This window comes from Shigella dysenteriae, assembly GCF_022354085.1.
GTDB lineage: Bacteria > Pseudomonadota > Gammaproteobacteria > Enterobacterales > Enterobacteriaceae > Escherichia > Escherichia coli.
On sequence record NZ_CP055055.1, the window covers coordinates 513,461 to 527,644 of the forward strand.

At 49.5% G+C, this 14,184-nt stretch carries 13 protein-coding genes; 7 read left to right on the forward strand and 6 right to left on the reverse strand.

Translation table 11 applies throughout. The features are described 5' to 3' along the window. Nucleotides 1-69 precede the first annotated feature (69 nt). Nucleotides 70-1,530, forward strand: a complete 1,461-nt coding sequence (locus HUZ68_RS02475; RefSeq protein WP_000208194.1) for a fructuronate reductase — start codon at nt 70-72, stop codon at nt 1,528-1,530. Between the two features lie 212 nt (nt 1,531-1,742). Then, nucleotides 1,743-2,516: a Uxu operon transcriptional regulator gene (gene uxuR / locus HUZ68_RS02480; RefSeq protein WP_000833679.1), complete on the forward strand. Its 774-nt coding sequence runs from the start codon at nt 1,743-1,745 to the stop codon at nt 2,514-2,516. A gap of 140 nt (nt 2,517-2,656) precedes the next feature. Here the strand turns inward: uxuR and HUZ68_RS02485 are convergent, their stop codons facing one another. After that, on the reverse strand, nt 2,657-3,487 hold the full coding sequence (locus HUZ68_RS02485; protein ID WP_239594020.1) for a DUF2686 family protein: 831 nt from the start codon (nt 3,485-3,487) through the stop codon (nt 2,657-2,659). A 285-nt stretch (nt 3,488-3,772) separates the two neighbouring features. Here HUZ68_RS02485 and HUZ68_RS25085 point away from each other — a divergent pair, with 285 nt between their 5' ends. The 4 genes from HUZ68_RS25085 to iraD all read left to right on the forward strand — a co-directional run bounded on the left by HUZ68_RS25085 (nt 3,773) and on the right by iraD (nt 4,551). After that, nucleotides 3,773-3,841: a hypothetical protein gene (locus HUZ68_RS25085; protein WP_420315554.1), complete on the forward strand. Its 69-nt coding sequence runs from the start codon at nt 3,773-3,775 to the stop codon at nt 3,839-3,841. Continuing rightward, a complete protein-coding gene (gene ytiD / locus HUZ68_RS24900; RefSeq protein WP_001301448.1) occupies nt 3,820-3,963 on the forward strand; it encodes a protein YtiD in 144 nt (47 codons plus the stop codon). Before HUZ68_RS25085 ends, ytiD begins: the two co-directional genes overlap by 22 nt. A gap of 115 nt (nt 3,964-4,078) precedes the next feature. Continuing rightward, complete coding sequence (idlP, locus tag HUZ68_RS02490) at nt 4,079-4,162, forward strand: iraD leader peptide IdlP (RefSeq protein ID WP_120795393.1); 84 nt, start codon at nt 4,079-4,081, stop codon at nt 4,160-4,162. Further along, entirely contained in the window at nt 4,159-4,551 is a 393-nt protein-coding gene (gene iraD, locus HUZ68_RS02495) for an anti-adapter protein IraD (RefSeq protein ID WP_000986224.1), read from the forward strand. The genes idlP and iraD overlap by 4 nt, the downstream gene beginning before the upstream one ends. Here iraD and hypT read toward each other — a convergent pair. The 4 genes from hypT to HUZ68_RS02515 form a co-directional block, all read right to left on the reverse strand. Further along, nucleotides 4,544-5,455 (reverse strand): hypochlorite stress DNA-binding transcriptional regulator HypT, encoded by a 912-nt coding sequence (hypT, locus tag HUZ68_RS02500; RefSeq protein WP_000340758.1) that lies wholly within the window; start codon nt 5,453-5,455, stop codon nt 4,544-4,546. The genes iraD and hypT overlap by 8 nt on opposite strands. 64 nt (nt 5,456-5,519) lie before the next feature. Continuing rightward, complete coding sequence (gene iadA, locus HUZ68_RS02505; protein WP_001388839.1) at nt 5,520-6,692, reverse strand: beta-aspartyl-peptidase; 1,173 nt, start codon at nt 6,690-6,692, stop codon at nt 5,520-5,522. Between the two features lie 12 nt (nt 6,693-6,704). Further along, nucleotides 6,705-7,166: a YjiG family protein gene (locus HUZ68_RS02510; RefSeq protein WP_000211971.1), complete on the reverse strand. Its 462-nt coding sequence runs from the start codon at nt 7,164-7,166 to the stop codon at nt 6,705-6,707. Further along, nucleotides 7,163-7,846: a nucleoside recognition domain-containing protein gene (locus HUZ68_RS02515; RefSeq protein ID WP_001295597.1), complete on the reverse strand. Its 684-nt coding sequence runs from the start codon at nt 7,844-7,846 to the stop codon at nt 7,163-7,165. Before HUZ68_RS02515 ends, HUZ68_RS02510 begins: the two co-directional genes overlap by 4 nt. Nucleotides 7,847-8,095: 249 nt before the next feature. Here HUZ68_RS02515 and kptA point away from each other — a divergent pair, with 249 nt between their 5' ends. Then, nucleotides 8,096-8,647: an RNA 2'-phosphotransferase gene (gene kptA / locus HUZ68_RS02520; protein WP_001151867.1), complete on the forward strand. Its 552-nt coding sequence runs from the start codon at nt 8,096-8,098 to the stop codon at nt 8,645-8,647. Nucleotides 8,648-8,803: 156 nt separating this feature from the next. Here kptA and iatD read toward each other — a convergent pair whose 3' ends face one another. Beyond that, on the reverse strand, nt 8,804-14,044 hold the full coding sequence (gene iatD, locus HUZ68_RS02525) for an inverse autotransporter IatD (RefSeq protein WP_218069427.1): 5,241 nt from the start codon (nt 14,042-14,044) through the stop codon (nt 8,804-8,806). Nucleotides 14,045-14,184: the final 140 nt, after the last annotated feature.

The window sequence follows — 14,184 nt, forward strand, 5'->3', positions numbered from 1 at the left end:
ATGGCTGCGCGCCGTGCCGGTTCCTTCTTCCTTGCCGTCACTCTCTGAAGACGGATTCTGGAGTTTACGATGACTACTATTGTTGACAGCAATCTGCCGGTTGCCCGCCCGTCATGGGATCATTCTCGTCTGGAATCACGCATTGTGCATCTCGGTTGCGGGGCGTTTCACCGCGCGCACCAGGCGCTGTATACCCATCATCTGCTGGAAAGCACCGACAGCGACTGGGGCATCTGCGAAGTTAACCTGATGCCAGGCAACGACCGCGTGCTGATCGAAAACCTGAAAAAACAGCAACTGCTGTACACCGTAGCGGAAAAAGGCGCAGAAAGCACCGAGCTGAAAATTATCGGTTCGATGAAAGAAGCGCTGCATCCGGAAATCGACGGCTGCGAAGGTATTCTCAACGCGATGGCGCGTCCGCAAACGGCGATTGTCTCTCTAACGGTCACGGAAAAAGGCTACTGCGCTGATGCGGCAAGCGGTCAACTGGATCTCAATAACCCGCTGATCAAGCACGATCTGGAAAACCCGACTGCGCCGAAGTCTGCAATTGGTTACATCGTCGAAGCCTTGCGTCTGCGTCGTGAAAAAGGGCTGAAAGCGTTTACTGTCATGTCCTGCGACAACGTGCGTGAGAACGGTCATGTGGCAAAGGTCGCGGTTCTGGGGCTGGCTCAGGCGCGTGATCCGCAGCTGGCGGCATGGATTGAAGAGAACGTCACCTTCCCGTGCACCATGGTTGACCGCATCGTTCCGGCGGCGACGCCAGAAACCTTACAGGAAATTGCTGACCAGCTGGGTGTTTACGACCCGTGCGCCATTGCCTGCGAACCCTTCCGTCAGTGGGTGATTGAAGATAACTTCGTTAATGGTCGTCCGGACTGGGATAAAGTGGGCGCACAGTTCGTTGCAGACGTTGTGCCGTTCGAAATGATGAAGCTGCGTATGCTGAACGGCAGCCACTCTTTCCTGGCGTACCTCGGTTACCTCGGCGGCTATGAAACTATTGCCGACACCATGACTAACCCGGATTATCGCAAAGCGGCCTTTGCCCTGATGATGCAGGAACAAGCGCCAACGCTGTCGATGCCGGAGGGTACGGACCTGAACGCCTATGCGACGCTGCTGATCGAGCGTTTCAGCAACCCGTCTCTGCGTCACCGTACCTGGCAGATTGCGATGGACGGCAGCCAGAAGTTACCGCAGCGTCTGCTGGATCCGGTGCGTCTGCACCTGCAAAACGGCGGCAGCTGGCGTCACCTGGCGCTGGGCGTGGCTGGCTGGATGCGTTACACCCAGGGCGTGGATGAGCAGGGTAATGCCATTGACGTGGTCGACCCGATGCTGGCCGAGTTCCAGAAGATTAACGCGCAGTATCAGGGCGCAGACCGCGTGAAAGCGCTGCTGGGCCTGAGCGGTATTTTTGCCGATGATCTGCCGCAGAATGCCGACTTTGTTGGCGCGGTGACGGCGGCATATCAGCAGCTGTGCGAACGCGGTGCGCGCGAGTGTGTGGCTGCGCTGTAACTAACTGATTACCCTACAGACTTACTGGTCAATCAAACTGATATTTGGTTGACCAGTTTTCATTTTTTTGTCCACCTGTACGTGCCAACTTCCAGTGCTAATGGTATAGTTTGAGATTAACGGGCCGTAAAATTGCCCGTTGTAGGCCGGATAAGGCGTTCACGCCGCATCCGGCAAAAATTTGATTAACCGCACCTAACGGACACAACACCATGAAATCTGCCACCTCTGCGCAAAGACCTTACCAGGAAGTCGGGGCGATGATCCGCGATCTGATCATAAAGACGCCGTACAATCCTGGCGAACGGCTGCCGCCGGAGCGTGAAATTGCAGAAATGCTTGATGTCACGCGGACGGTGGTACGTGAAGCGCTGATCATGCTGGAGATCAAAGGGCTGGTGGAAGTACGCCGGGGTGCCGGTATCTATGTTCTTGATAACTCAGGCAGCCAGAACACAGACAGTCCGGATGCCAACGTCTGCAACGATGCCGGTCCTTTTGAGCTGTTACAGGCGCGGCAGTTATTGGAGAGCAACATCGCCGAGTTTGCCGCTTTGCAGGCTACCCGCGAAGATATCGTCAAAATGCGTCAGGCATTGCAACTGGAAGAGCGTGAACTGGCTTCCAGCGCGCCGGGTAGCAGCGAAAGCGGTGATATGCAGTTCCATCTCGCCATTGCCGAAGCAACGCATAACAGCATGCTGGTGGAGTTATTCCGTCAGTCCTGGCAGTGGCGGGAAAACAATCCAATGTGGATCCAGTTGCACAGCCATCTGGATGACAGCCTGTATCGCAAAGAGTGGTTGGGCGATCACAAACAGATCCTCGCCGCGTTAATCAAAAAAGATGCCCGAGCGGCGAAGCTGGCAATGTGGCAGCATCTGGAAAACGTTAAGCAACGTCTGCTGGAATTCTCGAACGTTGACGATATTTATTTTGACGGCTATCTGTTTGATTCATGGCCGCTGGATAAAGTCGACGCCTGACTTATTATAATAAGCGCAAGGGTAAACGTTCCTTGCGCTTTCTTAAATTAAGAAGTCGCAATGAGTATTACTTTGTAAATTGCAGGGTATTGTTTAAATATCTGTATAACCTGAATATTAGTACTCATTCTTCTCAGTGGCTATTTACCAATATAATTCCATTCACCATTTTTTAATTCAAACAGTTCTGGAAGAGATGACGGTTGCAGAGTCATGCGTTTGAGTGGCGCATCTTCATCACCGGGGATAACTTTATATCCCATTTTTGCATGGATCTCCGCGGTACCAGGATAGGCTTCTATACCAATGATTGGGTCATTTCCCATCTCAATATTAGCATTAAGTAATGCGGCAAGGGCGAATCCGGAAGAATTTGCTACCCCTGAGACAGTTATTATCTGATCAATATAGATATCAATTCTTGGCTGCTCATTGGTCCATCTTTTTGCCTGAGAAACTGGAAGGGTTGAAATATATCCTATCGTGGTTCCGGCGTAACCTGGAACATTGCAACCAGGGCCTAATGTTATTTCATGAACTGTATAGTCCTCAACAGGATCGAAAGGGCTCTTCATAAATAAATTTAGCCGTAAACCTTCTGCTAATTCTGTAGCAGCATGCGCCTTTTTACATATACCACCATATATTTCGTCTAAAGCTGAGGTGATTTTCAAGTTTCGATAGAGCATACGTCCTGTTGTTGTAATACCATTGAATTCTCTGCATGTATCTGTCACATAATTAAATGGCCAGGACTGTTTGCCAATATTAAGTTTTCTAATTTCGACAACGCTTTTTCCATCATAATTATGGTTATTGCCACGAGTAAGAGGCAGAAGATAGATGTTTTCCGTATCCATGCGTGCATATTCATATTCACGTGTTAACTTATTGTCGACTTTGGGATGATGAAGGAAGTGATTATCTGTAATAATTTGACTCTGAAGGGCATTGCTTAATGGCATAGACATAATAGTTACCTTTTATGAGTATTTCACTGATGTTTAGAAAAATAGATAAATTTTTCTGTAGTAAAAAAGAAGTAAAAAAATGACATGCATGTTTCTGTTGTAGTGATATCAACTCTACACAGTGATATTAAAGGGTAGGAAACACTCTAAAGTATCAAAAAACGCTCATTTAAAATTATTTGCATGCAATTTAAAAGCATATCTTATTACTAATTGGAATTTGATGTTGCTATATTGAGGTCTATATTAATAATGCCTGTGAATGGTATTTTTGATGTATTTGATATGTTATCAATTTATATTATTTACAAACTAATTGTTTCAAATGATACATGGCTGATTATGCGGAAATAAATAATTTCCCACCGGAATTAAGTAGCAGCGGTGACAAGTATTTTCATCTACGTAACTATTCGGAATATTCAGAATATACTAGCGGTTTTTTTTTGAGTTTGATGATTTTTATCAAATCATGACTTTTTTCCTGAAAAGTCAGTAGATATTCATAGGCAAGTAAGGTTTTATACTTTGCTGACAGGATTCAAGCCTGTCTCAGACTGACATGGATGTAATGAACAAAAGGGAATGGCTATGGAAAATGAGCATCAATACAGTGGTGCCCGGTGTTCAGGGCAAGCCGCATATGTTGCTAAACGTCAGGAGTGCGCAAAATGATGCGCCAATCACTTCAGGCTGTTTTACCTAAAATTTCAGGCAATAAAACGTCATTGCTGCGTAAATCGGTATGCAGCGATCTCCTCACTCTTTTTAATTCTCCTCATTCGGCATTACCGTCATTACTTGTTTCAGGCATGCCCGAGTGGCAAGTGCATAACCCGAGCGACAAACATCTCCAGAGCTGGTATTGCCGTCAGCTGCGTTCTGCACTGTTATTTCATGAGCCACGGATTGCGGCGTTGCAGGTTAATTTGAAAGAAGCGTACTGCCACACTCTGGCGATCAGCCTTGAGATAATGCTGTACCACGACGATGAACCGCTAACGTTTGATCTGGTCTGGGATAATGGCGGTTGGCGCAGTGCGACGCTTGAGAATGTCAGCTAAGCACAATCTCCAGCTCGCGCAGTTCACGCCAGAAGCGTTCGGCAACGGGATTCATGCGGGTATTCATCCGGTATGCGTAGGCCTGAATCGGGATCACCAGTTCGTCCCGATTCAGTACAACGAGCTGCCCGCTGCGAATTTCTTGTTGGATGGCATACTCCGGCAGCCAGGCAATCCCACAGCCGTCGAGGGCAACCTGCTTTAAAAGCTCGCTCATCGAAGAGACAAAAAAGGTGCTGAAACTTAACTCACTGTGGCGCGTCAGGGTGCGATTAATCAATCGCCCCATGTAGGAGTTGCGGCTGTAATTCAGTAACGGAAAGTGTGGCTGCGCGAGGTTAAAAAGTGCTTCTCCGTGTTCGTCACTGGCGCAGACAGGGAACAATTGAGATTCAAATAAGCGAATGTGGTCAAACGGCGCTTCCAGCAAATCTTCGTCGTGAAAGGAAAAAATACAGTCACTTTGCCCTTCACGCAGTTTATCGACCGCTTCATCGACATCAATGGCTTCAATTGCCCAGGTAAAGAGCGGCGGCATCTGGCTGATAATGGACGGTAACAGACCGAGGGAAAGAGAGTGTGCAGCGGCTATCTTGATTTTACGTTGCGCGTAATCGCTGCCGCCACGCAGCTCTGCAAGGTTACTTTCTAACTGTTGCAACAGATGGCGGATCTGCGAATGGAAGATTTTCCCTTGTTCTGAGAGTTGCAGCGGCGTCACCTGGCGGTTAAACAATTCAACGCCAATCGCCTGTTCCAGCGCGCGGATGCGGCGGCTGAATGCCGGTTGCGAGACGTTACGACTGACTGCCGCCTGGGAAAAATTGCGGCATTTTTCCAGGGTCAGAAAATCATAAAGCCATTTGGTTTCAATATTATGCAAAACCGCACCACAGTCATCCATTACGTTTTACTCTGTCAGCCGCCCTTGCGGGCATTCTACGTCCATTAGGGCGGCTGACAACCGTTTAAGCCGTTTCAAACGTTCCTTTCACGCAGGCTTTGCCGTCTTTGACCATCAGTTTGCCGCGAGCATATACCTGCTCAATGCGCAATTCTGGCGTCATGACCAGTAAGTCTGCGTCATTGCCAGGCAGAATTTCGCCTTTCCCGGTCAGGTTAAGGAAACCGGCTACGCTACTGGTGAGCGGGCGCAGGGCATCGCTGATACTGAAATCATAGTCTTTGACCAGCACCTGCACGGTTTCCAGCAACGTTTCAAAACCTGCAACACCGATATGGGTTAAATTCCCTTCGTCATCGAAGAACGGCTGGCTACCGTTGCCGTCGGAGCTGAGGGTGACGCGTGCCAGCGGAATACCCGCCTGAACGGCGCGGGCAATACCTTCGGCAGGGGCGACCGGTTCGTCAATGCTGCTGGTGATATCGATGGTGCCGCCTTTGCGCGCGAACTCCAGCGCCTGCTCAAACAACGGTACGTTGCGGTTAACGTGGGTCGGCAGCAACTTGCTGATCGGCACATCGCAGTTTTCCAGCAGGTCATAGACAGGCTGTAACGCCTTTTTGCTGTCGCCCATGTGGAACACGGTAACGCCAGGTTTACCGCCGAGCAAACCGCCAACGCGGGATTCTGCCGCCATATTAGCCAGGTGATAAACGTCCGGTGCGGCAGAACGGTGATCAGAGATGGCGCATTTCACGCCAATCACACGATCGATAATCGCCACGTCTTTTTCCACGGAACCCGTAATAGTGCGGGAAGGGACATGATAAGCGCCGGTCAGCATCCAGGCGCTGATGCCTTCTTCATTGAGCGCACGGGTCTTGGCGAGCAGGGATTCCGGGTGGCGAGAGATAGAGTCGGTGCCCAGCAGACCAACCACTGACGTGACGCCCGCTTCTGTCAGGCGACTTAGCGCCACTTCCGGCGTGCGCGTCGTGGGACCTGCTTCGCCGCCACCGCCAATCAAATGGACGTGTTGATCAATAAAACCTGGGCAGAGGATCTGCCCACTGAGATCGACAACCGTGCAGTTCGGTACAATGTCAGAAGGGATATTGCTGGCAACGGCGATAATTTTGCCGTTAGCGACGAGGACATCGCAAATTCCCCGATCTTCCGGCGCATACAAATGCGCTCCCTGCAGCAGGGTAAAACCGGCTGCGGTATAATCAATCATGGTAACTCCTTGTTAAACAATAAGCTGCATAACCCAGATCGACAGCAATGCGTTAATCACGCAGACCGTAATGATATGCGGGTAATATTTGGCATTCACTTCGGCTGTCCCTAGGCAGCGACCGACATTTTGCACCGGGTTGCCCATTAAATACATTGCGGGCAGTAAAACGGTGACATCGTGGCCGGTTAATGCGCCAGCGGTTGCCAGACTGGCGGCAACACCGACTGCGCCGCCCATACTCATTAATGCGGCTAAAAGGACGGTTGCCGCTTCACCGGGTAATCCCCACAGCGCCATTACGGGTTCACAGATATGCCCCACCCAGTCGAGCAGGCCGGTAATTTTCAGCGCCTGAATGATGACAAACGCCATCACCACGTTTGGCAGCAGGTTGGTCGTGGCGATAGTAAAGCCACGGCGCGCGCCATCGATAAACATATCCATGACGTTTTTGCGGACCTGAGTTGTCATGCTTGCGCTCCTTGCGTTGGGTTGCGACGTTCTTCGAAGTTAAGCCAGACGCGCAAAATGTTGGCTCCGACAAATTTAAACACCAGGATGACGGCTAAAGGTACGATTACGGACGTGCCCAGAAAGGCAAACACCGCGACGCCGGAAGAGAAGTAGTTGGTGATGATGGCGCTACCGCTGGTTTGATATGCGGCGAAAATCACTTTATCGCGTTCGGTAATTTCACCTTCCTGCGCCAGCTCTTTGGTCATACCGGCGGCGGCATCAGTGTTTTGCAAGTTAGCGATCAGCGCCAGCGAGCAGATCCCTGGAATGCCCAACAACGGTTTTAGCACAGGTGTCATTAACTGCTGCGCGGCGCGTAATCCACCAAGACCATCGGTAATTGAAATAATCCCCAGAGAGAGAATGACTGACGGTGCCAGCTCCAGCGCAAAGAGAAAGCCATCTTTAGCCCCCGCACCACCCGCGCCGCGAAATGAGGTGGTGGCTCCGTTCGCACCAGGCAGTTGCCCAAACGATCCGTTCAGAACGGAAAAATCAAAAACGCGCCACCAGCTGTCTGTTCCGGAAAAAACACCGGAAAAAAAGATTATGGTGAGAAAAAAAGCCAGATACCCTTTAATGCCCACTTTTTCTGTCGCCAGCTCCCCGGCTACAGCATCCCCTTGTTGTGTCATAACAATCCCCATTGTTTTTTTGTGTTTGTGTGTTGCTTGAGCCAGGAAAATTCCTGGAACTGAAAAACCTTATCAGCCATGTGGGTATGGGGAAAATGCAAGTATGTTTCTGGCTATGCGTTTTTTGCATAGCGGAAAAATTACGCTGTGTTGAAAAGGTTCTGCGCAGGATTGAGTTGCAGAAAATTCATAAACCCAGTGACAATGATATTGGTAAATAAAAACAGAAAATCCAGGGACGAAAACGCGATGGCAAAGTACAACGAAAAAGAGCTGGCGGATACGAGCAAGTTTTTAAGTTTTGTCCTCCGACACAAACCGGAGGCGATTGGTATCGTACTGGACCGTGAAGGATGGGCGAATATCGATAAGCTCATACTTTGTGCCCAAAAAGCGGGCAAGCGATTAACCCGTGCATTGCTGGATACCGTGGTCGCAACCAGCGATAAAAAGCGTTTTAGTTATTCCAGTGATGGTAGGTGCATCCGCGCGGTTCAGGGGCATTCGACTTCGCAGGTCGCTATTTCCTTTGCCGAAAAAACACCGCCACAGTTTCTCTACCACGGTACGGCAAGCCGTTTCCTTGACGAGATAAAAAAACAGGGGCTGATTGCAGGGGATCGTCATTACGTGCATCTCTCTGCTGATGAAGCAACGGCACGCAAAGTGGGAGCAAGACACGGATCGCCGGTTGTCTTAACCGTCAAAGCACAGGAGATGGCGAAACGAGGCATCCCTTTCTGGCAAGCGGAAAACGGGGTCTGGCTGACATCAACGGTTGCTGTTGAATTTCTTGAGTAGTCGTTTATGCCGGCTGGGGTACAAAAACAATAAATTCAATATATTGCAGGGGTTATATAGGCCTGATAAGCGCAGCACATCCGGCAATGTAGCGTTTGTTATCAGTCTGAAAGGATACCCTCGTAAAAGGGTATCCTTTAATAACAACTGCTGAAATTAAAGTGATTTACGGCAGGCGGTCAGTTGGGGGCTGGAATCAGCGTCGCTTCCGGTCATACCGGTTAGCATCTGCACATAGTAGTGCCGACTGTAATCATCAGATTCACTTGTCCAGTAAGCTCCCGGTGTAAATTGCGAATTACTGGAAAACGCTCCAACGTTCCCCCATTCACCATACAGCGATCCCTGCGTGCGTTTGTTTTCGCCAGACGTCAAATGTGCGATGCCAGGGAGATTATATCCATCATTTTTAGCATGACAGAGCGCATTGGCAGCTAGCCAGATATTGGTATGATTTCCATTATTCACCCACCAGCCTTTCAGCTTAATTAAGGTCTGGTAGGTTGTACCTCCTTGTCGGGGAATAGCGCTTATTGTGACTGACGTTTGATCGCCGATATTTGCGAAAGAAACTTTACCCGAAGCATCGACAGACACCCAACCCTGTGAACTTGAAAACATATAATCATCAACGGTTTTACCCGCTTCAAAGTTATCATTGTTGAGTGTGTAATACGCCCCTGCAAAGCCTTCGCTCGGGAATTTAGCCGTGGAGAAGGTATGGTTGTTTGCAGTGACATGACCGGACATTTCTTTTATCGATTGGATGAGATTCAGCGATATGCTTAAGTTTGCCTGATGAACCCCGTTCAGCATGGGAATGAGGGTCGCTGTCCCCTCTTTTCCGCCAGTGACAGTCACGGTGTACTCGCCATAATTTCTTTGGCTGTAATCAATATCGCTCAACTTGAGAAAGTTCACGAAGGGGCCTGACTGGACAAATTCCAGATGATCAGACGTCACTATCGGGTTACCGTACTTGTCTTGCAATGTTAGCGTAAGTTTTGCGCTCTGCTGGTAGTCAGCCTTCAGAGTGCCAACATCGGATTTCAAAATTGACTTACTTTCATCGGCCGTGCCGGCAACCAATGTAATGGTTGCGGATTGGTTGGCTGTACCAGGAACTTGCACATTGACTGTTAAGGTTTCTGCCAATGTACTGGTTATTGTCGCCGTGACTTGCCCGGACTGATCGGTACGCGTAGTTGTAATATTAACTACCGGGCTGCCTTTGGTGTCTAAGGCATAACTAACATCGACACCTTCAACCGGGAATCCGTAATCATCTTCTACTCGTGAAGTGATGGTGCTGCTATCGATGCCGTCGGCGGTGATGGTGTCAGGAGAAGCCACGACGCTCACAACATGTGCCGTTTTAGCATCTGCCTTAACCGCAACCGTTACCTGGCTCTGAACGGGAACATCTTTGCCCATTATGGCCGTAACGGTATAGACATTCACTTTGTCACTGGTCAGCGTCACTTTGGCCTGACCTGACTGGTCAGTAAGGACTTCCCCTGTATTGCTTAGCGTTGCACCTTCAGGCGTTACGCTAAAGGTGATAATTTGCCCTGGCATCAATTCACCCCGCGCATTTCTCGCCGTTGCGGTCAGCGTAATACCCTCACTATTATGGACCGTGGTTTCTGGTTTCGATGATGTTAACTCGAGTTTGCCATTTGCCACATTCACGTCAACCTTACTACTACTGTTATTGTCCAGCGTTGCCGTCACCTGATAAACCCCAGGTTGGGTGCTGAGAAGGTTAACGTACGCATAACCGTTATTATCGGTGTAAGCCGTATCGCCTATCGTAATGTTAGTTGTTGGCTGCGCACTTAATCTGACGCGTTGACCCGCGATTACATTGTTAAACGCGTCCTGGACGAGTATCCGTAGCGTGATGTTTTCGCCCACCGTTATCGTTTTTTCGGCTCCGGTTATACTTATTACCTTCGCCGAACTTTCATCCGGCAGCACTGATAAACTAAACGTTTTATTATCGGAAGCTTGCGCTTTCCGGCTCACCACGACGTTATGTTGTCCGGCAATATTGCTGGTCATTGTTACCGTCGCCTGACCCAGCGTATTGGTGGTGACTTCTGTTTCGCTTAGAGTGACATCGTTACTCTGGAAAGTGACCAACTGGTCTTTAAGCGGATTTTGGTAAGCGTCCAGGATCGTTGCCGTCAGGGTACTCCCCGTACTGTTACCCGCAACAATGGAATTTAATGAGGCAGTCAGCGGCTGGAGCTGCGCACTGTTTGTATCCCCAATAAAAGTGACTTGCTGATAAGCAACGGTATTATTTCTGGTCAGCGTCGCTGTAACTGTAAACTCACCCGCTTTTGTGCCTCGCAATGTGACCACGGCATCACCGTTTGCATCGGTGCGGGCGGTTTCACTACTTAGCGTGAAGTTCCCGGTCATGGAGGCTGGCAAGGTAAATTTCACATCCTCATCCGGCAACGGGTGTCCATAAACATCTTTCACACTGGCAGTCAGGGTAACGATATTTGTATTGTTAGCGATCGCACTGCCCGACCCGGCATTCAAGGTCATTACCGATTGTTCCCTGTTTGGGACCACGGTGATCGTGACCGACTGGTGAATATTTTTATCCACCTCAAGCGAGGCATCGACGGAATAGCTACCAGCTTTTGAACTGGTCAGGTGCACCCGCACAATACCGGACTGGTCTGTTGTGGCGGTCGTGTTGTCCAGTTGCGAGCCACCAGGTGCCACAAAATTCACTTTCATATCTTTTAACGGGTTGTTATGAAAGTCTGTGACGATGGCGGTCAGAGTACTGCCCTGGCTGTTACCAGCAATAATGGTATCTGGATCGGCAACCAGTTGTTTGAATTTTGGCGTACTCGAATCGCTAACGAATTTCGCAATTATCCGTTGTGAGAAACCATTTGGCAGCGTGGCGCTAATCGTATTTTCTTCCGCAACCTGACTTACCATGTTTATTGTGGCAACACCATATGCATCCGTATTTTGCTGCGGCGGTTCGACAAACTCCGCGCTTCCTTTTTCATTCTTAAAGGTTACCTGATGATTTGTCAGGGGATTATCACTCTCATCAGTGACGTTGATCGTGAGGGTATTAAATGTCTTTTTATCGGCGTAAACGTCATTATTTGTCGCTGATAATGTGGCGACGCGAGCCTTATTCTGGTTTGCCTCAATGTTATAAATATGCGATTGCAGTGGAGCATTCCAGTTGTGAAGGCTAAGTTGTGCCCTTAGTGCAGTCCCTTGCTTATGGGCCGGATAATTCGCGGTATAAACGCCCGGCTGCTCTTCGTGCCAGACAATCGTGGTGCCAGGTTTGCTGTTTTCGACAGTAACGGCTTTTACCAATTCCTCTTTTTGATATGCAACCGGTTGATTGCTATCGTCTTTCAGTTCCACCCTAACCTTGATGTCGTCTCCGGCATAATACGATACGTTATCAATTGTTATTGATGAATGGTCGCGGGATGAGACAACAGGGACGATATTAACGACGATGGATTCTTTTACCGCACTCTCACCGTTAATTTGCGGCGTCAGTGTTACTGAACCTGATGTCGTTCCGGCGGTCAGCATCTGTGTGTAACTACCATCACCGTTATCTGTCCAGTCAGACAGGGTGATATCCTGAACGCCTTCACTGCGGGTTTGCAGCGCCAGCCCCGGCACCGGAGTTCCGTCGGAATCGTGTGCAGTAACGGTCAATGTGGTCGTCGATTTTTTATCTGCAGCCACGGTTAGCGGATTGACGGATAACAGAGAATCTTTCTGGCTTAATGTCGGAGCCTGAATGACGACCACGCTTTGTTCATGACGTGACAGGTTACCTTTTACATCCTCGGCGGTAACGTCTATCGACCATGTATTATCGGTTTCTGGGGTGTTAGTGAAGCGGTAACCTGGCAGCGTGACCGTGATATCTTTTCCAGAAGTGCTGACTTTACCACCGGCAGCTTCCAGCGCAGCGGCTTCGATGTTATAGCCTTTCAGGGCATATTTGGTCTGTAGCGAGGAAACCAGCGGTTTTATTTCTCCAGACTTCCCTTTCACCGGATCCAGCAGACTCAGGCGAATCAGCTCTTTCTTGCGGTATTCCAGAACGATGTTGTTGTTGCGATCAATCAGGTCATAACGACTACCGGCCAGACTGCGCCGTCCGGCCACTTCGTCCGGATTAAGCTGTTTCTGCATTGAACTGCTGGGTTGCCAGGTCAGATCAACGGCAAAACGTGTGTCATTTTCACCTTGCTTCCCCTGACGCTGTTCCGCACTGAGAGTCAGAAGCGGGAAGGGGGTATAGTTGAGGCCCGCGGTAATAGCATGGGGATTACTTTGGCGATCGTTCTTGTCAAACAGCGCCACTTCATCGCCATAGTATTGTTCATAGACCAGTTTTCCCCCCAGTTGTGGCCAGGCAGGTAACCAGCCTTCCGCGCGTAAATCCCAGCCGTTGGCCGGGCGGGCTTCGTAGTCATAATCCAATTCTGGTGCGCTACGCCAGCCGGTCAGGCCAATATAAGCGTTGCTGCTCAACTTCAGATAATCACGCCAGTATTCTGCGCCAAGCCCTGCGCGGGAGTGATAGCGGCTCAGGTCGTGGTCAAAAAACAGGTTGATGCCTGACATCCAGCTGGAGGTGAAATGACGCCAGCCCAAACCGGTGTTGATCTGGGTACGATCGTCTGTTCGGTGAAGGGTATGCTGGCTGAAGAGCATATAATCGGGTGTGTCATACCACGGATGCAGGAAGTCGAATTGCGAATTTTTCAGGCTAAAATCTTCATCCACACCCAGAGAGATTCTCGCAGTACCAAAGTTATTTAACCAATCAGTCATCGCGCCTGAGGCTTCTGAAGACGCCCAACCACGCGCCATGCCGCTGGCCTGCTCACTATTCATATCTTGTGAAAGCAGAGTGCCAACTCGCTGCGAGGTGCTGGCTATTTGATTCTCCAGCGTGTTTTCGCCATTCGCAGGCGGTACGGCATTTTGTTGCTCATGGCTTTTCTGCGAGGTTGTTGCCGGAACATCCAGTTCTTCACCCTGGCGCACGTTATCAAAGCCGCGAGCAAAAGTACGGAACTGATTAAGACGACGAAGCTCCTCCAGTGAAATACCGAAGCGATCAGCAACGCTTTGCGCTGATTCCAGCGCACCAAGCGTGTAAGGCACAGTATTATTTTCTATTAGAGGGGGGGCAGATGAAACTGTCGTCTGAGGTTTAGCATGTACCACATTTTGTGCCGTCGCCATGACGGGGAAAAAAATTTGTGTAAATAAACAAACTCCGGCGGTCAGGCGGCGTATTTTGTCACCCAGACCACATAAAGAGTTTTGAACATTATTTTTTATTTGATGCGCATTTGTTGAAGCCATAGTGACCTTCCGTGAAAAAACAGAATTAAACTTGTTTTTTCTAGCACGGAGATATAAAGCGATCCTGACTATAATGTGACCAGAAATAATGAATTGGCCGTGGAATTGCTAAACCAGGAACAAAAACGGCGGTGGCTGAG